Below are 16523 nucleotides of genomic sequence, written 5' to 3'. Positions count from 1 at the left end.
CCTAAAATAATTCAATATCCGTTTCTGCATCTTGCTGCTCAATATCGTGTAAGTATTTAATTTCACGTTTTTCAAGCTTATCAGAATGCAATTCACGCATTTTCTTAACCTGCGCCTTGCCTGTTTGTGGATCAAACATCACCTTACGTGGCCAAGGCCCGCCAACATCATGGGATACTAAATCTAAACCTTCCTCAAGTACATAGGCATTTGCAAAACGAATGTTGCCAACACCAATATCTGTCATTGAGCGGATTATTTTCCCGCCGCCAAACAGCTTTACTTTGAGGTTGCGTCTAGAAGCACCATTTTTTAGGATTTCATTGATCAAGTATTCCATTGCCCAGTTACCATAACGGCAATTAAGACTGTGTGCGTTACTCGGATCAACGCCTTTTTCCGCCGGCAGCATAAAATGATTCATACCACCAATACCTAAGCCTTCATCGTAAATACATGCAGCAATACACGACCCTAACACAGTTGTGATCAATTCATCAGACTTAGACACATAAAATTCGCCTGGTAATACTTTAGCAACCACTTTATGGCGCTTGCCATCCCAAAACCGTTTAACGTGCTCAAAACCAGACAATACAGGTTTAAAATGACTACTCATAGACCACCTTTTTGATAGATAGTTTGGCCTAAATTCTTAAACTCTTTGTGGTCCTTACCCAGTGTTTCGGAATGCCCCAAGAATAAATGACCTGAATTGGTCAACAAATCGTAATAACGTTTAAATAGAGTATCTTTCGTCGGCTTATCGAAGTAGATAACTACATTGCGACAAAAAATAACATCAAACGGCCCTTTCATAGGCCAGCTCTGTAATAAGTTTAGACGTTTAAAGAAAATATTCTTTTGTAGTTCGGGTTTTACTTTATATAACTGACCGTCATGGCTTTTTAGAAACCAGCGCTTAAGTTGGCTTTTGTCTAAACCATTCACATTGGCAGCGGTATAGGTGCCAGCCTGTGCTTTAGCGAGCACATTTGAGTCTAAGTCAGTAGCTAGGATTTTCACATCCCAATCAGATGGAAATAGACTGCTTAAGGTCATAGCAATGGTATAAGGCTCTTCGCCGGTCGAGCAGCCAGCAGACCACACCCTTACACGCTTTTGTTTAGCATTACTAATCAGCAGTTTGGGGACTATGGTATTTTTTAGATAACTAAAGTGATGTGGCTCACGAAAGAAAGAAGTCAGATTAGTAGTTATAGCATTAATAAACTCACTAAACTCTTGTTCTTTATTCTCTTCAAGAAAGTCTAAATATTCTTTAAAGTTCTTAAGCTTATGTTGGCGAATACGCCTTGCTAAGCGCGAGTAAACCATCTCGCGCTTATGCTCAGCTAAAACAATGCCGCAAGCATCGTACACTTGTGACGAAATAGCTTTAAAGTCACTATCCGTTAGTAAAAACTCTTTCATGTGCTTGACCCTGCAGCTGTAACATTAGATGCAATTAACTAGTTAGAATTTAATTGGGAAGAGTTTTAAAACTCTTCCCACTCATCACTAGGGTCAACAAAGTTATTACCTTTAGGTGCCGAACGCACTGGTGAGCTTGGCTGTTTAGCTGCAGGCGCTGAACTTGCACGGCTTGTAATATCCATCTCGTTATTCGATAACGAGAAGAAGTTTAACAAGCGGCGCATATCATTCGCTTGCTCTGCCATTGATTCACCCGCGGCAGAGGCTTCTTCAACTAATGCTGCATTTTGCTGGGTCATTTCATCCATTTGGGCAATGGCTTTATTGACCTGCTCAATACCAGAGCTTTGCTCTTCAGAAGCTTGGGCAATATCAGAAATCATTGCTGTAACTCTTTGCACCGCCGTAACAATTTCTTGTAATGTTGAACCCGATTCATTAACTAGTAATGTACCATCTTCAACTTTTCCAACACTGTCTCGGATCAATTCTTTGATTTCTTTTGCAGCAGCAGCTGAACGTTGCGCTAAGTTACGAACCTCACCAGCAACAACCGCGAAACCACGGCCTTGCTCACCTGCTCGTGCTGCTTCGACAGCGGCATTAAGCGCAAGTAGATTTGTTTGGAAAGCAATTTCATCAATGACACTGATGATGTCTGCAATCTTCTTACTTGATTCATTAATTGCTGACATACTGATTACAGCACGATTTACAACTTCACCACCTTTTTGTGCTTTAGTACGTGTTTCTTCAGCAAGTTCATTTACTTCTTTAGCATTATCAGCATTTTGACGAACCGTACTGGTCATCTCTTCCATGCTTGATGCTGTTTCTTCAAGTGATGAAGCCTGCTCTTCAGTACGTTGACTTAAATCAGCATTACCTTGCGAGATTTCTTCTGCACCACTAGCAACCAGCGTTGCCGAAGTATTAATGCGATTAATCACTTCAGTAAGCTTATCAGCTGTGGCATTTGCATCACGTTTTAGCTTATCGAATGAACCTTGGTAGTCTTGCTCAATACGTTTTGATAAGTCACCGTTCGCCATAGCATCAAGCATATTGCCTGTGTCTTTTACTGCATCATCAACAATACTAACTAGGCTATTTAAGCCCTGCGCTAGACGTAAGAAGAAACCTTGTTTACCCGCTTCTTCAACACGGGCTTCTAAGTCACCACTCCCCGCAGCAGCAACCAGACCCGCAATTTCTTTTTCAATAGCGACTTCAGCAGTTCTGTCTTCCCACTCAACAACCGTACCAATACGTTCGTTTTCTGGCGTGAAAATAGGGTTTGCGACCAAACCAAAAGTACGGCCGCCGACTTGAATTTCAGTGCTGTAAGTATCACTTAACTTAGCAAGCATGTTACGTTGATGTGCTGGATTCTTATGGAACACATCAATATTTTGACCCACTAGATTATTACTATTGAAATTAGGTAAGTCTTTACGTAAATCACTTTCAGCAATTTTCATCATGTTCAGAACGGCTTCGTTCATGTAAATGATGTTGTTACCAGAATCTGCAATCATGGTATTGGTTGCCACACGGTCTAACGCGCGTCGGACACGAAGATTTTCTTCTGCTGCACGCTTTTCCGCTTCAGCTTTATTTACGCTATCAGTAATATCTTGCCACTCAACAATAGTCCCTAAACGCTTACCCGAAGCGCTTACCCAAGGTGTCGCAATCAAGCTAAAAATAAGCCCCGCCAAACGTAATGTGGTTTTGTATGGTTCAGATAGGGTTTTTAGCAGCTCACGTTGATGTGACGGTTGTTTATGAAAATCATCAACGCAGGTTCCAACTAGGTTAGCAACTGAAAAGCTCGGTAGCACAGTTTGTAACGTTGATTCGCGAGCTTGCAGCATTTGCTTTACTTGCTCATTAACAAAGATAATTTTTAGATCGTTATCGGCAATCATCACATTAGCTTGGCAAACACGCAGTGCATTTGATAAGTCAGCATCACGTTTTGACTGACGTTCAAGTTCTTTTTGCGGTGTGATGTCTGTAGCAAATTTGATGACTTTAGTGACATTACCATTGCTGTCAATAATTGGGTTATAGGTGCCTTGGATCCAAACTTGTTTGCCATTTTTACCGACACGCTTAAATTCATCAGTGAAAAACTCACCGCTGCGTAATCGCTGCCAAAACTGTTGATATTCTGGGCTTTGCGACTCTTTTTCAGCAACAAACATAGAGTGGTGTTGCCCTTGGATTTCTTCGAGTCGGTAACCCATGGTGTTTAAGAAATTAGCATTGGCAGTTATGATCTGCCCCGACGGTTGAAACTCTATCATCGCTTGCGACTTTCTAAGTGCCGCAATAACTAAATCATTTTCCGACTCAACATTTTTAGGACTGCTAAACCATCCCATACCCTTCACCTTCTTGTTAATCTACCCAGTTAAATGTCCATTGTTTTTTGTAGGTCAAGTAATGCGACCATTTTCTCACCCACATTGACTAAACCCGCAACAAATTGCGCGTTGTCTGAGTCAGACAAATGTGGCACTGCCTTCGCTTCATGCTCAGCAATGCTATAGACATCCGAGACGGCATCAACGGCGATGCCCATAATTTTACATGTATTTTCAAGCTGTACTTTTAGAACAATTACAACGGTTAACGGCCCGTATTCGATGGCTGAAATACCAAAACGAAGCCTTAAATCAATAATCGGTACTATGGTGCCACGCAGGTTGATAACCCCTTTGACGAAATCCGGTGAGTTAGGGATCACCGTAATTTCTTCCCAACTGCGAATTTCTTGCACCGTTAAAATATCAACACCATACTCTTCTTCAGCCATGAAGAAGGTTAAAAACTGTTTTACATCTTGATCTTGTTCAAGGTTTAGCTTGTTATGCAGGTCGTCGTGCTGTGCAATCATGACGCCTCCAAATTCGCTTTTGATTCAATAATCAATTCTTGGCTCCCAGGCTTTCTAAGCCCAGATAATTTAATCAAACCACTAATATCAACAATCAAAGAAACACGACCATCCCCTAGAATTGTCGCCCCTGAGACACCATCAACTTTTTGATAATTGGCCTCTAAGCTTTTGATCACCACTTGCTGTTGCGACAATAAGTCATCAACCAATAAACCTACTTTTTGGTTGTCACTCTCAACGACAACCAACAAGGTTTTATCAAGCGTTTCAATCGCCCCTTTATGATTGAAAATGTTATAAAGCCTTAAGATTGGAATATATTCGTCACGTAAGCGCAGCACATCTAAGTCTTTGCCTACCCGACTCACTTTACTAATATCGATTTGCAATGACTCAATAATCGAAATCAGTGGGATAATATAAGTATGTTCAGCAATCCGGACTAACTGCCCATCTAAAATAGCCAGCGTTAGCGGTAGGCGAATTGTAAATGTCGAACCCACTCCCGGTGCAGAAGCCACTTCAACAGAGCCGCTGAGCGCTTCAATATTGCGCCTTACTACATCCATACCAACGCCACGACCTGATAAGTCGCTGACTTGATCGGCTGTAGAAAATCCTGGTAAGAAAATAAGCTCGTTGATTTCGTTATCAGACAACTCATCAGTTTCTGAAATTAGGCCGTTTTTAATCGCCTTTTCACGAATTTTAGTGGTATTAAGGCCCTGACCATCATCCATAATTTCGATAACGATATTACCGCCTTGATGAAACGCATTGAGCGTAACAGTACCAACAGGGTCTTTACCCGCTGCAACACGTTTATCAACGGTTTCTAAACCATGATCTAGGGAGTTTCTCACTAGATGCACCATGGGGTCAGAAAGTTTCTCCATCACCGTTTTATCTAGTTCGGTTTGTTCACCAAGTAATTTAAGCTCAACTTGTTTATCAAGCTTTTGCGAGATATCGCGTACTAAGCGAGGAAAGCGACTAAACACAAAACTTATTGGTAACATGCGAATACGCATGACATTTTCTTGTAAGTCACGGGTATTATGTGCCAGTTGTGCTAAGCCCTCTTGTAATGAGGCTATAGTTGCTTCAGTGATCTCTTGCTCACCCAATTGACTTAACATCGCTTGGGTAATCACTAATTCACCCACCATGTTGATCAATGAATCAACTTTGTCGATACCAACCCTAATTGAGGTTGATTCTGCATTGGCTGTAGTTGCTTTAACTGGCGCTGGCTTTTTAGGATCTGTAGCTGGTTTAACTGCTGCAGGCTCAACCTCTTGCGCTGGCGCTACATCTTCAGTAACAGTCTCAGCTGCTGTTATCTCTTCATCACCAAACAAGCCACCGCATAGTGTGATGGTGATATCAGCATCATCTTCAACCCATTCGAAAATTTCTTCGATGCAGCTTTGTTCTTTATCTGTGGTTAAGAAAAAGCGCCACGACAGAAAGCAATCTTCAGGGGCAAGGTTCGTAATATCTGGCACATCATCTTGAAAGGCTTGTGTTTCAAGCTCACCCAATTCCGCTAATTCACTGATCATGTACAGTGGTTCATTACCGGTTTTAAATAAATGATGATGTGGTTTGAAATCGATTTGATAGGTATTAAAGCTGCTTTCGCTAACAGCTTCTGGCGCTTGCTCAGTCTCTTTACTTGCAGCACGCATACCAAGAATTTCTTCAAACTTAATACGCAATTCATCAGCTTCAGTTAGATCTGGCTGCTGCTCAGCTTGTAAAGTTCTGAGTAAAGCCCGTAAACAGTCAACTGATTTTAAAAGTAAATTAACATGCTCAGCAGTAAGATCTCGTGAACCTTCACGAATTTGATCTAACAGCGTTTCGAGAACATGAGTAAAGTCTGCAACAGCACTAAAACCAAAAGTACCGCTGCCTCCTTTTATTGAATGCGCAGCGCGAAAAATTGTATTTATGGTCTCTAAGTCTTCTTCGCCAGGCACTAAGTTTAATAACTCAGCCTCCATAGCGTCGAGCCCTTCGAAGCTTTCTTCGAAGAATACTTCAAAAAATTGGCTTAGATCTATACTCATGCCCCGCTCCTATTATTAGCGAATCACTTTTTTCAATACCGCTAACAATTGCTCAGGATTAAATGGCTTAACAATCCAACCAGTTGCACCAGCAGCTTTACCTTCAGACTTTTTATCAAGACCCGACTCTGTGGTCAGCATCAGTAAAGGTGTGAACTTATAATTAGGTAAGCTACGTAATTCACGAATAAGGGTAATACCATCCATTACCGGCATATTCACATCAGAAATAACAGCATCAAAGCCTTGTTGTTTTGCGATATTTAAAGCTTCGCTGCCGTCTTTCGCTTCTGTCACATCAAAGCCAGCTTTTTTAAGCGTAAAACCAACCATTTGGCGCATAGATGCAGAATCGTCTACTGCTAAAATTCTTTTCATAAAAACCTCTTAATTGGCATTCTCAAGCACAAGATAATGGCTTAAGCCCAAACTATTAATTGCCTGTTGCAACGGCTTACTCTCGCCAACCCAAATAATTTTGTGTTGCACCGAAAGCAAATGCTTCTGTAATGCACATAAAAGCTGAATTGATGCTGTGTCAGCACGGGTCACTTCACTGATATCCAAACAGATATCATCATTTGCTGACAACTCTTGGAGCAAATCTTGATGGAGTGTTTCGACCTGACTAATAGCTAATTCTGTAGGGAGCTTTAACATTACTTATACCTTCCCTGCTTTAAACAATTCATAACAAAAGCTTAGACTGACTAAATAAAAATGCCATAATTTGAATCAAAAAATAGTAAAATTTTTTAGTAGCTTAGACATTTATATCAAAAAAGGAAGCTTTTCTTTTGCGGAAAATGACTCCCTTAACCAAGAAAGTTTACTTTGCGTAATAATCTGCTATTTTTTTGAACTCTTCAGTCAAAGTTGTGGCGTTTATTAATGGCACGCTGCCTTGTTTAAATTCAGGCTTAAAAATCGCACGTACCGAGCCATCGCCATCAACCATCACTACCGACGCGCTATGATCAACGGCATACTCTTGCTCATCACTATCGTTAATTGCGTAAATTAAGCCAAGCTCTCTAACAAATGGAAAAAGTTGCTTGTGCGGACCTGATACTGCAAGAAAATCAGGATTAAAGTAATCAATGTAGGCTTTGCGCTTTTCGGTTGTATCACGTTTTGGATCTACGGCAACAAACCATACCTGCACTTTGTAATCTTGGCTTAGCTGCTTTTGCACTGCAGTTAACTTCGCCAGTGTCATTGGACATATATCAGGGCAACTGGTATAGCCTAAAAAGACCAAATTCCAATGCCCCATAAACTGACTGTTATCAGCGGGCGCACCATGTTGATCGGTTAATAAAAACGGACTAATCGGCTTTGCCTGCTCATAAACCAGTGCTTCGACTTCAGGTGCGCTGTTGTTTTTACCACAACCGGTTACAAACAATACCGCACTGAAACATAAAAAAGCGACGATTCGCGTCATAAAACTAACCATTTATCAATGAATAAGGCGATAAAGAGTAGCATTAAATGCACGATTGAAAAACGAAATAAGTCCATTGCTGTATCATCTTTTGGGGCAATTTTTAGTTTTAACGCTTTATAAATGAATATCGCGTTTAAAACGCTTGCACCTAATAAGTAAATTAGCCCTGACATGCCAATTAAATAAGGCAGCACACATACCAAAGCAAGCAAAATGCTGTAGCCAACAACGCAAGTTTTACAAAATTCGATACCGTGAGTAACAGGCAACATAGGAATTTTTGCCCGCTCGTAATCACTTTTACGTGCAATCGCCAAGGCCCAAAAATGCGGGGGAGTCCAAGTAAATATAATCATCACTAACAGCCAAGGAGCTGCAGCCATATGGCCTGTTTCAGATACCCACCCCAGCAACGGCGGCATAGCACCTGCCAAACCACCAATAACAATATTTTGCGGTGTGGCACGCTTTAAAAACGAGGTGTAAATAAAGGCATAGCCGACAAGCGCAAACAAAGTAAGAATGGCGGTGAGCGTATTCGCCCATACCATAAGCATAACAAAACCTAGTATTCCTATAGTTGCAGCAAAGCTCAAAGCATGTTGTTTACTGAGCCGACCTTTTGCCACAGGACGATGACGTGTACGTGCCATTTTGCTGTCGATTTCACTATCAACAACATGATTGATCACGGCAGCAGCAGCCGACAGCAAGCCAATACCTAGCAAACTTGCAAGCTGCACAAATACCCCTCGCCCAACATCGGGAGCCAATGCCAAACCAACCCAAGCAGTTAGTACAAGCATGGCAACTACTTTAAATTTACTGATAGCTAAGTAATCTTTAAGTAACTCTGAGCTTTGAATAAATAATGATTTTTCTGAGCTTAGTAATAATGCCATCACAGCCTCCTAGGTTCTTATTTTTAAGTGGAAGCATAGTCTTACCATGCTAAGCAGTAACAATGCGGCCATTAGGTTGTGCGCAAGCGCTACACTTAATGGGAAGTGCCAGTGCACAACAGCTAGGCCTAAACAGATTTGGCACAACAAAGCGATTAATACAGTGACTGTGCAGTGCTTAATTTTTCGAGAGTAACAGCGTGAATATATGCGCCACATGATCAGCGCTAACACCACACAAGTAACCAGCGCCCAAATACGGTGTAGCAGATGAATAGACATACGCGCCTGCTGAGATAACACACCATATTCATAGGTGCTGTGCTCAAGCGGTAGCTGAAACACACTCTTCAAAGAAAACGGTTGTCCGTAGCTACACAGCGGTAAGCCATTACAATGCGGAGCGGCGTAATTTGCTGCAAGCCAGCCACCTAATGCAATTTGCAGTATTAGCACCACCAAGCCCACCAGCGCTAACCGGTAATATGGCTTTGCGCCGCTATCACTGCTAGCAACAGGGTCGGTCTTTAAACGTAGATACAATAAAAACAGCAACGACAAGATACTAAAACCGCCGAGCAAATGCCCCATAACAACCAAAGGCTGTAGGTTCATAGTGACAGTCCACATACCCAATACGGCTTGGAATACCACCAATAATAATAGTGCTAATGGCAGTTTAACCGGCGTATTTGGATATTGGCGTTTTAACCAGGCAAAAACAAACAAGGCTAAAATAAGTAAACCAAGGGCACCGGCAAAATAGCGATGGATCATTTCTTTCCATGCTTTTGCTGCTTCAAACATCATATCAGGGTAGTTTTGTTCAACATGTAACAGAGCAGTTTCATGTTTTGGCACAGTTAAAAATCCATAGCACCCAGGCCAGTCAGGACAGCCAAGCCCAGCATCACTCAGCCGTGTATAAGCACCAAGCCCAACAACTAAGATAGAGAAGAAAACCGTAATTAAGACTAAATATTTATAATTTTTATACATCTTTATCCCCTTAATGAGGTTTAACTTGAACGCGCATAGTTAAGTAGTTTCTTTAAGTCTTTAAGTAAGCCTTTTTGAATCAGTCTGTTTTGTTCTGGCTCAGCCGTGTAGGGGTAATGCAAAACCACTAAGCCCATGTGATCAACCAAGTATAAGTCTCCCGCTTTGAGCGCAGGACTTACTGCTAATTGACGCCAACTTGCCGATACCTGCTGTTGATTTGTCAGTACCGCCACATCCACTTTTTGCTGATTTTTACCTAAAGCGACATATAGGTTATCTAGACTGGCTAATTGGTTTGCACAAACTTCACTGCACTCTTTTGGATAATTAAGCGCAATTGTCCATTGTTTAGGATCGCCTTGTTGCCAATCAGCTAATTTAACTTCTTCGCTTAAAAGCTCACCATGATTACTCGAACCACTCGGTAACCACTCAAGCTTTAATGCTGCATAAGCAAGTGCCAGCGGCACAAAACAGCATAAAACGAATAAACTAAGCGGGTTTATTTTCATAACCTCTCCTTCTCATCGCAAAATAAGCAATAACAACACACGCTAAGCCGATTAATAACCACTGCACGGCATAGGCGTAATGTTTATCTGGCCCCATCACGACACTCTGGTAATGCGGGGTTGCAATACCATCTGCTTCATTGCGATAACCAATAAAGCCTTGTAAGGGCTTTGCTAATTGAGCACTAAAAATTGCTAAGTCGATGCCTTGAATACGCTTAGGCCAGCCTTGCTCTGCACCAATCTCATCGGCAAGTGTGAAGCCTTGTAAGTTGCCTTGTTTCAATTGCACAGTAGCCGTAAAGCTTGTTGATTCTGGCCACACAACGGTTGGCAACTGGCTACGGTTTGTTGGAGCTTTTAGCCAACCAAAGTTAACGATTAAAGGCACGCTTTCATCTGCAATTGTCATCGCTACTAGTAAGTCATAGCCCACTTGCCCCTGATAAATTTGATTATCAAGCAGCCAGTAATGTTGTTTATTTACCTCGCCAGTGACCTTGACTTGCAGGCCCGTTTTATTCAGCTCACTAGGTAAATTTTGCAGTTCTTGCCAGCTCAAAACGCCTTGCTCTTTCGAAACGGCTAACTGACTTAGTTGCTGCTGTTTTTGCTCGCCTCGCTGGTATTGCCAAACGCTTAGTCGTATACAAATAAGCACTGCAAGTATCACAACGCAAATTGCGATAATTGAGCTAAGCTTTTGTTTACGCCATAAAATTAACTGCATTTGGAATACCTAATATGATTAAAATCATTATTGTTTTGTTATTACTTTATATTCTGTTCAACCTATTTAGAGCGCTGTTTGTGATGATGTCAGCAAAAGAGCACTCGAAACCCATGTCGCATTACTTAGGTCGTCGAGTGCTGTTTTCAGGTATTGTGCTGGTGCTCATCATTGCCGCAATGAAATTAGGCTTTATTCACACCAACCCGTCGCCGCTTCACAAAGCTACAGCACGTACACAAATACAAATAAACACAACCACACCACATCAACAAAGTGCCAATACCAAGCAGCAGCTTGAAAGGCAAAGTGCTTTTCACTCGTGAAGTGGCCTTTAAAAATTCTAAGTAGCACCACAAATAAAATAATGGTGCCTAATGTCACGTGCATACCGTGAAAGCCAGTTAACAAGAAGAAGGTATTCCCATAAACGCCCGCATCTAAGGTCAAACCTAAGTCTTGGTAAGCATGCATATACTCGTAAACTTGTAAGCCAAGGAAAATCACACCTAATAGCACGGTTAAAGATAAAAATACCTTTAGAGCGCCGCGCTTATTGTTTTCTATCGCAACATGAGCAAAGTGAATTGTGACCGATGAGGTAAGCAGAATAAGCGTGTTGATCAATGGTAGACCTTGCCAGCCCATAGCCTGTGTGGTCTCGCCCGCTGGCGTAGATAATAGCGGCCATACTGCTTCAAAGGTTGGCCAGAGCACTTCATTGGTCATAGCGTTATTACCAGCGCCACCGAGCCAAGGCACCGAAATCATACGTGCGTAAAAAAGAGCGCCAAAAAACGCCATAAAGAACATAACCTCAGAGAATATGAACCAGCTCATACCTTGTCTGAATGAGCGGTCCATTTGTGCTGAGTAAAGTCCTTTATGAGACTCTTCAATAACGTTTCTAAACCAGCTAAAAACCATATAAATTAATATGGCAATGCCTAGATACAAGACATACTGGCCACTACTACCCTCACCACTTACTTGCATCACAGTTAAGCCAGCACCAACAGCAATTAAAAACATCGCGATGGCACCAACTATTGGCCAAGGACTCTCGGCTGGAACATAGTATTTTTCATAATTTTGATTCATTTTGTTTGCTCCCAATTAGCAATTAGCTTGGCGGCTTTTAATCGTTTTTAGCCACAACATGCCCGCTAATATCAAACACGGTATACGACAACGTCAGTTCCTCAACATCGTCGGGTAACTCAGTATCAACATAAAACAACAAGGTAAATTCCATTTCTTCACCGGCTTTCATTGGCTGCTGATCAAAGCAAAAACAGGCGATTTTATGTAAGTACTTTGCCGCTTTACCCGGTGATACTGATGGAATTGCTTGCATGACTTTGTCTTCATTACTGGTGTTCTTTGCTGAGAATTTAACTTCACGCATGGCACCAGGTTGTACCGCCACGCTGTATTGCTCAGACTGCACCTTAAATGGCGCGCCGCTTTGGGCGTGAGTGGTAAAGCTGACATCAACTTGGCGCTGTGTATTTATTGATTCACTCGCGCTCGCTTTTTCTAATGATGGCTTACCATTCAACCCTGTAACGTCGCAAAACACGTCGTAAAGCGGCACCATTGCAAAAGCAAATGCGAACATGAGCAAGCATGTAATCAGCAGTTTTTTTAGCAAAGGTGCATGGTTCATTACTTAATCTCCGGCGGTGTTTCAAAGGTGTGATAAGGCGCTGGAGAATCGACTTCCCACTCTAAACCTTCAGCTCCATCCCATACTTTGGCAGGTGCCTTTTCGCCACCTCGAGCACATTTAAATACCACCAATACAAACAACAGTTGCGATAAGCCAAATGCAAAACCACCAATACTGATAATGGCGTTAAAGTCAGCGAATTGCAGAGCATAGTCAGGAATACGACGCGGCATACCAGCAAGGCCAACAAAGTGCATAGGGAAGAACAACACGTTGACACTGATTAGCGATAACCAAAAATGCCATTTCGCCAGCGTTTCGTTGTACATGTTGCCGGTCCATTTCGGTAGCCAATAATAGGCTCCCGCCATAATTGAGAACACAGCCCCTGTCACAAGCACATAATGGAAGTGAGCCACCACAAAATAGGTATCGTGATACTGAAAATCTGCCGGTGTAATCGCAAGCATCAAGCCAGAGAAACCACCTAAGGTGAATAACACAATAAAGGCGATGGCAAACATCATCGGAATTTCGAAGCTAATCGAACCGCGCCACATGGTGGCCACCCAGTTAAACACTTTAACGCCCGTTGGTACCGAGATAAGCATGGTGGCGTACATGAAAAACAACTCGCCTGCAACAGGCATCCCTGTGGTAAACATATGGTGTGCCCAAACGATAAAACTTAGCAGCGCAATCGATGAAGTTGCATACACCATAGACGCATAGCCAAATAGCTTTTTGCGCGAGAAGGTCGGTACGATAGTCGATATAATGCCAAAGGCCGGCAAAATCATGATGTACACTTCGGGGTGACCGAAGAACCAGAAAATGTGCTGGAACATCACAGGGTCGCCCCCACCGGCTGCATCAAAAAAGCTGGTTGCGAAGTATTTATCGGTCAACACCATAGTGACTGCCCCTGCTAGGACAGGCATAACAGCAATTAACAAAAATGCAGTGATTAACCATGTCCAAACAAATAGCGGCAGCTTCATCCACGTCATACCTGGCGCTCTTAAGTTGACGATAGTCACGATAACGTTAATCGCCCCCATAATTGAGCTGATACCCATGATATGTACGGCAAACACAAAAAGTGCAGTGTTATCGTTACTGTAAGTTGTTGATAGTGGTGCGTAAAAAGTCCAACCAAACGCAGGACCACCACCAGGCATAAGTAACGAAGCCAATAGGATTAAAAATGCAAACGGCAATATCCAAAAGCTCCAGTTATTCATACGTGGTAAGGCCATATCAGGCGCGCCTATCATCATAGGTACCATCCAGTTTGCAAGCCCAGTAAATGCGGGCATAACGGCACCAAACACCATGATCAAACCATGTACGGTAGTCATTTGGTTAAAAAAGTGCGGGTCAACTAGCTGTAATCCAGGCTGAAAGAGTTCAGCGCGGATCACCATTGCCATGGCTCCACCTATTAAAAACATAGTTAGAGAAAAAATCAGGTATAAACTACCAATGTCTTTATGGTTGGTAGTGTATAGCCAGCGCTTAAAACCTTTAGCTGGATGATGATGGTCGTGATGCGCATGCCCAGTTGCTTGCTCGTTAATAACATTACTCATTAGTTCGCCTCCGCTGCTGCATCAATCGCGGCTTGAATTTGACTCGGTTGGATAACATCGCCGGTATCATTACCCCACGCGTTTCGCTTATAAGTAATAACCGCAGCAAGTTGCTTAATTGAAAGCTGTTTATCAAACGCTTGCATTGCTGTGCCAGGCTTACCGTGTAACACGATATCTATGTGATCTTTTACATCACCTAATACAATCGGGCTGCCTTTAAGTGCTGGAAATACGCCAGGTAGGCCCATACCGGTAGGTTGGTGGCATGCAGCACAACTAGCCATGTAGACTTGCTCACCCAAGGTCATAAGCTCTTCTTTCGGTAATGTTTGATCAAGCAAAGCAGCATCCGCTGCGGCCGCATTGGCTTTTTCTTGCTTGGCATCTGCAAGCCAATTAGCAAATTCATCTTCAGGTAAGGCTTTCACCACAACAGGCATAAAGCCATGATCTTTACCGCATAACTCAGCACATTGACCACGGTATACTCCTGGCTCGTTAATACGTGTCCACGCTTCATTGATAAACCCAGGATTTGCATCTTTTTTAACCGCAAAATCAGGCACCCACCATGAATGAATTACATCGTCTGAGGTCATTAAAAAGCGAACTTTTTTATTGATAGGAAGTACTAGCGGTTTATCTACTTCAAGCAAATAATGCTCAGTTTTCTCTGCTTGGTTGTCTATTTGATCTTTAGGAGTAGATAGAATCGAGTAATAAGCAATGTCTTCACCCATGTACTCGTAATGCCACTTCCATTGTGAGCCAGTCACTTTAATGGTGATATCGGCTTTAGAAGCATCTTCCATGGCAATTAAGGTTTTTGTGGCAGGCACAGCCATGGCGATTAAGATGACAAATGGAATGGCAGTCCAAAGTATTTCAACTTTTGTACTTTCATGAAATTGGGCAGGCTTGGCCCCTTTGGATTTACGGTGGTGTATTAAAGCCCAAAACATCACCGCAAATACGATGATGCCGATTACACAGCAGATAATAAATATCGTCATGTGTAACTCATAAACATTATTACTTATATCGGTCACCCCTTTACGCATATTGTATTGGCTATTTGCCAATGCAAGCTCAGGAAGTGCAAACAATATAAGCCACAAGGCGTAACGCAGTTTACCCATGTGACGGCTCCTTTAGATGCTATTGCAAGACGCAAAGCGAAAAGGCGATACAACAAGGTGCCCATTCGTTTTTCTTATTGTTCAGAGCGACTACGTATCATTTTGACCCACTTATGATACCGACCCCTTGACTAACACCTCGCACATTTTTGTGTCTTTTTATTAATTAGGTGTTAATACAGTGTATTAACCAATTAGTTAAAAAATGACCAATAAGCAAGTTTTAATGATAATAAATGTTTATTTTGGTGCAGAAATAACAACTATAATCAGCGCGTTATTTAATGTTTAGGAGTAAGAACGAAATATAAAAAGAGAGGAAAACTGCGCCATATAAGGCTTTAAATGAAGAGTAAGGATTCACAAATCCTAATTAAGTAGTAAAATTTCAGCGGCGCACCAAATTGAGTCAATTTGATGCACCAAATTGGGAACGCTTACATCCAGTCAGCGTTACGAATAACACCTACCGCTAACCCCTCGATGTTGAACGACTCATGCTCAAGATCAACCTCAATAGGCGAAAACTCTTCGTTCTCAGCGTGTAAAAGTACTTTGCGACCCGCTTTTTCTAGACGCTTAACTGTTACATCTTCATCGACTCGAGCTACAACTACTTGCCCGTTTTCAGCAACTTGTGTTCTGTGTACTGCAAGCAAATCGCCATCCATAATACCAATGTCTTTCATACTCATGCCATTTACACGCAGTAAGAAATCGGCAGCAGGTTTAAATAATGAAGGATCAACTTGGCAGTGACTTTCAACATGTTCTTGCGCCAAAATAGGTTCACCAGCTGCAACACGGCCAATTAAAGGTAAGCCTAACTGCTCTGGCTCTTCTTCTTCAATTAACTGAATACCGCGACTCGCCCCAGGCTTCATTTTGATCATGCCTTTTTTTGCCAGTGCTTTTAGGTGTTCTTCAGCAGCGTTGGCACTTTTAAAACCCAATGTTTGAGCTATTTCAGCACGCGTAGGTGGCATGCCTGTATCTTTAATAAAGACTTTAATTAGTTCTAAAATTTGCGATTGGCGTTTAGTTAATGGGCGCATACAACTGGTTTTCCATACAGTACATTTAACTGTGAGTATATACAGT

General features: G+C 42.1%; 18 protein-coding genes. 1 reads left to right on the top strand and 17 read right to left on the bottom strand.

The window, feature by feature from the left end; translation table 11 throughout:
- Position 1: 1 nt before the first annotated feature.
- The 12 genes from cheD to L1D51_RS01625 form a co-directional block, all read right to left on the bottom strand.
- Positions 2 to 619, bottom strand: a complete 618-nt coding sequence (cheD, locus tag L1D51_RS01680) for a chemoreceptor glutamine deamidase CheD (RefSeq protein WP_054562865.1) — start codon at positions 617 to 619, stop codon at positions 2 to 4.
- Positions 616 to 1434 (bottom strand): CheR family methyltransferase, encoded by an 819-nt coding sequence (locus L1D51_RS01675; RefSeq protein ID WP_054562866.1) that lies wholly within the window; start codon positions 1432 to 1434, stop codon positions 616 to 618. Before L1D51_RS01675 ends, cheD begins: the two co-directional genes overlap by 4 nt.
- A gap of 65 nt (positions 1435 to 1499) precedes the next feature.
- Positions 1500 to 3827: a methyl-accepting chemotaxis protein gene (locus tag L1D51_RS01670; protein WP_239962337.1), complete on the bottom strand. Its 2328-nt coding sequence runs from the start codon at positions 3825 to 3827 to the stop codon at positions 1500 to 1502.
- 29 nt (positions 3828 to 3856) lie between these two features.
- On the bottom strand, positions 3857 to 4342 hold the full coding sequence (locus tag L1D51_RS01665; RefSeq protein WP_054562868.1) for a chemotaxis protein CheW: 486 nt from the start codon (positions 4340 to 4342) through the stop codon (positions 3857 to 3859).
- Positions 4339 to 6420, bottom strand: a complete 2082-nt coding sequence (locus tag L1D51_RS01660; protein ID WP_055020530.1) for a chemotaxis protein CheA — start codon at positions 6418 to 6420, stop codon at positions 4339 to 4341. The genes L1D51_RS01665 and L1D51_RS01660 overlap by 4 nt, the downstream gene beginning before the upstream one ends.
- Positions 6421 to 6435: 15 nt before the next feature.
- The gene (locus L1D51_RS01655; RefSeq protein ID WP_054562870.1) at positions 6436 to 6798 is read right to left on the bottom strand and encodes a response regulator; all 363 of its coding nucleotides are present in this window, start codon (positions 6796 to 6798) and stop codon (positions 6436 to 6438) included.
- Positions 6799 to 6807: 9 nt separating this feature from the next.
- The gene (locus L1D51_RS01650; protein WP_054562871.1) at positions 6808 to 7080 is read right to left on the bottom strand and encodes an STAS domain-containing protein; all 273 of its coding nucleotides are present in this window, start codon (positions 7078 to 7080) and stop codon (positions 6808 to 6810) included.
- Positions 7081 to 7249: 169 nt separating this feature from the next.
- Positions 7250 to 7867 carry an SCO family protein gene (locus tag L1D51_RS01645; RefSeq protein ID WP_239962335.1) on the bottom strand — a complete coding sequence of 206 codons (618 nt, stop codon included), beginning with the start codon at positions 7865 to 7867 and terminating at the stop codon, positions 7250 to 7252.
- On the bottom strand, positions 7864 to 8772 hold the full coding sequence (cyoE, locus tag L1D51_RS01640; RefSeq protein WP_054562873.1) for a heme o synthase: 909 nt from the start codon (positions 8770 to 8772) through the stop codon (positions 7864 to 7866). The genes L1D51_RS01645 and cyoE overlap by 4 nt, the downstream gene beginning before the upstream one ends.
- A gap of 9 nt (positions 8773 to 8781) precedes the next feature.
- A complete protein-coding gene (locus L1D51_RS01635) occupies positions 8782 to 9771 on the bottom strand; it encodes a COX15/CtaA family protein (RefSeq protein WP_055020533.1) in 990 nt (329 codons plus the stop codon).
- Between the two features lie 20 nt (positions 9772 to 9791).
- Entirely contained in the window at positions 9792 to 10286 is a 495-nt protein-coding gene (locus tag L1D51_RS01630) for a hypothetical protein (RefSeq protein WP_055198604.1), read from the bottom strand.
- Positions 10267 to 11016 (bottom strand): SURF1 family protein, encoded by a 750-nt coding sequence (locus L1D51_RS01625; protein WP_239962333.1) that lies wholly within the window; start codon positions 11014 to 11016, stop codon positions 10267 to 10269. Before L1D51_RS01625 ends, L1D51_RS01630 begins: the two co-directional genes overlap by 20 nt.
- 14 nt (positions 11017 to 11030) lie before the next feature.
- On the opposite strand from L1D51_RS01625, the gene L1D51_RS21810 reads away from it, so the two are divergent.
- Entirely contained in the window at positions 11031 to 11342 is a 312-nt protein-coding gene (locus L1D51_RS21810) for a DUF2909 domain-containing protein (protein ID WP_338127919.1), read from the top strand.
- On the opposite strand, the gene L1D51_RS01615 is transcribed toward L1D51_RS21810, so the two are convergent.
- The 5 genes from L1D51_RS01615 to lexA form a co-directional block, all read right to left on the bottom strand.
- Positions 11242 to 12117: a cytochrome c oxidase subunit 3 gene (locus L1D51_RS01615; RefSeq protein ID WP_239962331.1), complete on the bottom strand. Its 876-nt coding sequence runs from the start codon at positions 12115 to 12117 to the stop codon at positions 11242 to 11244. The two genes, L1D51_RS21810 and L1D51_RS01615, sit on opposite strands and share 101 nt — an antisense overlap.
- A 37-nt stretch (positions 12118 to 12154) precedes the next feature.
- Positions 12155 to 12685, bottom strand: a complete 531-nt coding sequence (locus tag L1D51_RS01610) for a cytochrome c oxidase assembly protein (protein WP_054554454.1) — start codon at positions 12683 to 12685, stop codon at positions 12155 to 12157.
- Positions 12685 to 14280 carry a cytochrome c oxidase subunit I gene (gene ctaD / locus L1D51_RS01605; RefSeq protein ID WP_054554455.1) on the bottom strand — a complete coding sequence of 532 codons (1596 nt, stop codon included), beginning with the start codon at positions 14278 to 14280 and terminating at the stop codon, positions 12685 to 12687. The genes L1D51_RS01610 and ctaD overlap by 1 nt, the downstream gene beginning before the upstream one ends.
- On the bottom strand, positions 14280 to 15422 hold the full coding sequence (gene coxB / locus L1D51_RS01600; protein ID WP_138601005.1) for a cytochrome c oxidase subunit II: 1143 nt from the start codon (positions 15420 to 15422) through the stop codon (positions 14280 to 14282). Before coxB ends, ctaD begins: the two co-directional genes overlap by 1 nt.
- A 437-nt stretch (positions 15423 to 15859) precedes the next feature.
- A complete protein-coding gene (lexA, locus tag L1D51_RS01595; protein WP_239962329.1) occupies positions 15860 to 16477 on the bottom strand; it encodes a transcriptional repressor LexA in 618 nt (205 codons plus the stop codon).
- Between the last annotated feature and the right edge of the window lie 46 nt (positions 16478 to 16523).

The sequence above is a fragment of the Pseudoalteromonas shioyasakiensis genome (assembly GCF_022398475.1).
Taxonomy (GTDB): domain Bacteria; phylum Pseudomonadota; class Gammaproteobacteria; order Enterobacterales; family Alteromonadaceae; genus Pseudoalteromonas.
Note: the sequence above shows the minus strand (reverse complement) of the source record. Positions and strands in the feature narration are given on the sequence as shown.

Bases quoted from the DNA above. Each gene is read 5' to 3' on its own strand.
- L1D51_RS01650 (WP_054562871.1), bottom strand. From the start codon at position 7,080: ATGTTAAAGCTCCCTACAGAATTAGCTATTAGTCAGGTCGAAACACTC.
- L1D51_RS01660 (WP_055020530.1), bottom strand. From the start codon at position 6,420: ATGAGTATAGATCTAAGCCAATTTTTTGAAGTATTCTTCGAAGAAAGC.
- L1D51_RS01645 (WP_239962335.1), bottom strand. From the start codon at position 7,867: ATGACGCGAATCGTCGCTTTTTTATGTTTCAGTGCGGTATTGTTTGTA.
- L1D51_RS01615 (WP_239962331.1), bottom strand. From the start codon at position 12,117: ATGAATCAAAATTATGAAAAATACTATGTTCCAGCCGAGAGTCCTTGG.
- L1D51_RS21810 (WP_338127919.1), top strand. From the start codon at position 11,031: ATGATTAAAATCATTATTGTTTTGTTATTACTTTATATTCTGTTCAAC.
- L1D51_RS01670 (WP_239962337.1), bottom strand. From the start codon at position 3,827: ATGGGATGGTTTAGCAGTCCTAAAAATGTTGAGTCGGAAAATGATTTA.
- L1D51_RS01665 (WP_054562868.1), bottom strand. From the start codon at position 4,342: ATGATTGCACAGCACGACGACCTGCATAACAAGCTAAACCTTGAACAA.
- L1D51_RS01625 (WP_239962333.1), bottom strand. From the start codon at position 11,016: ATGCAGTTAATTTTATGGCGTAAACAAAAGCTTAGCTCAATTATCGCA.
- L1D51_RS01610 (WP_054554454.1), bottom strand. From the start codon at position 12,685: ATGAACCATGCACCTTTGCTAAAAAAACTGCTGATTACATGCTTGCTC.
- lexA (WP_239962329.1), bottom strand. From the start codon at position 16,477: ATGCGCCCATTAACTAAACGCCAATCGCAAATTTTAGAACTAATTAAA.
- L1D51_RS01630 (WP_055198604.1), bottom strand. From the start codon at position 10,286: ATGAAAATAAACCCGCTTAGTTTATTCGTTTTATGCTGTTTTGTGCCG.
- cyoE (WP_054562873.1), bottom strand. From the start codon at position 8,772: ATGGCATTATTACTAAGCTCAGAAAAATCATTATTTATTCAAAGCTCA.
- L1D51_RS01655 (WP_054562870.1), bottom strand. From the start codon at position 6,798: ATGAAAAGAATTTTAGCAGTAGACGATTCTGCATCTATGCGCCAAATG.
- L1D51_RS01675 (WP_054562866.1), bottom strand. From the start codon at position 1,434: ATGAAAGAGTTTTTACTAACGGATAGTGACTTTAAAGCTATTTCGTCA.
- ctaD (WP_054554455.1), bottom strand. From the start codon at position 14,280: ATGAGTAATGTTATTAACGAGCAAGCAACTGGGCATGCGCATCACGAC.
- coxB (WP_138601005.1), bottom strand. From the start codon at position 15,422: ATGGGTAAACTGCGTTACGCCTTGTGGCTTATATTGTTTGCACTTCCT.
- L1D51_RS01635 (WP_055020533.1), bottom strand. From the start codon at position 9,771: ATGTATAAAAATTATAAATATTTAGTCTTAATTACGGTTTTCTTCTCT.
- cheD (WP_054562865.1), bottom strand. From the start codon at position 619: ATGAGTAGTCATTTTAAACCTGTATTGTCTGGTTTTGAGCACGTTAAA.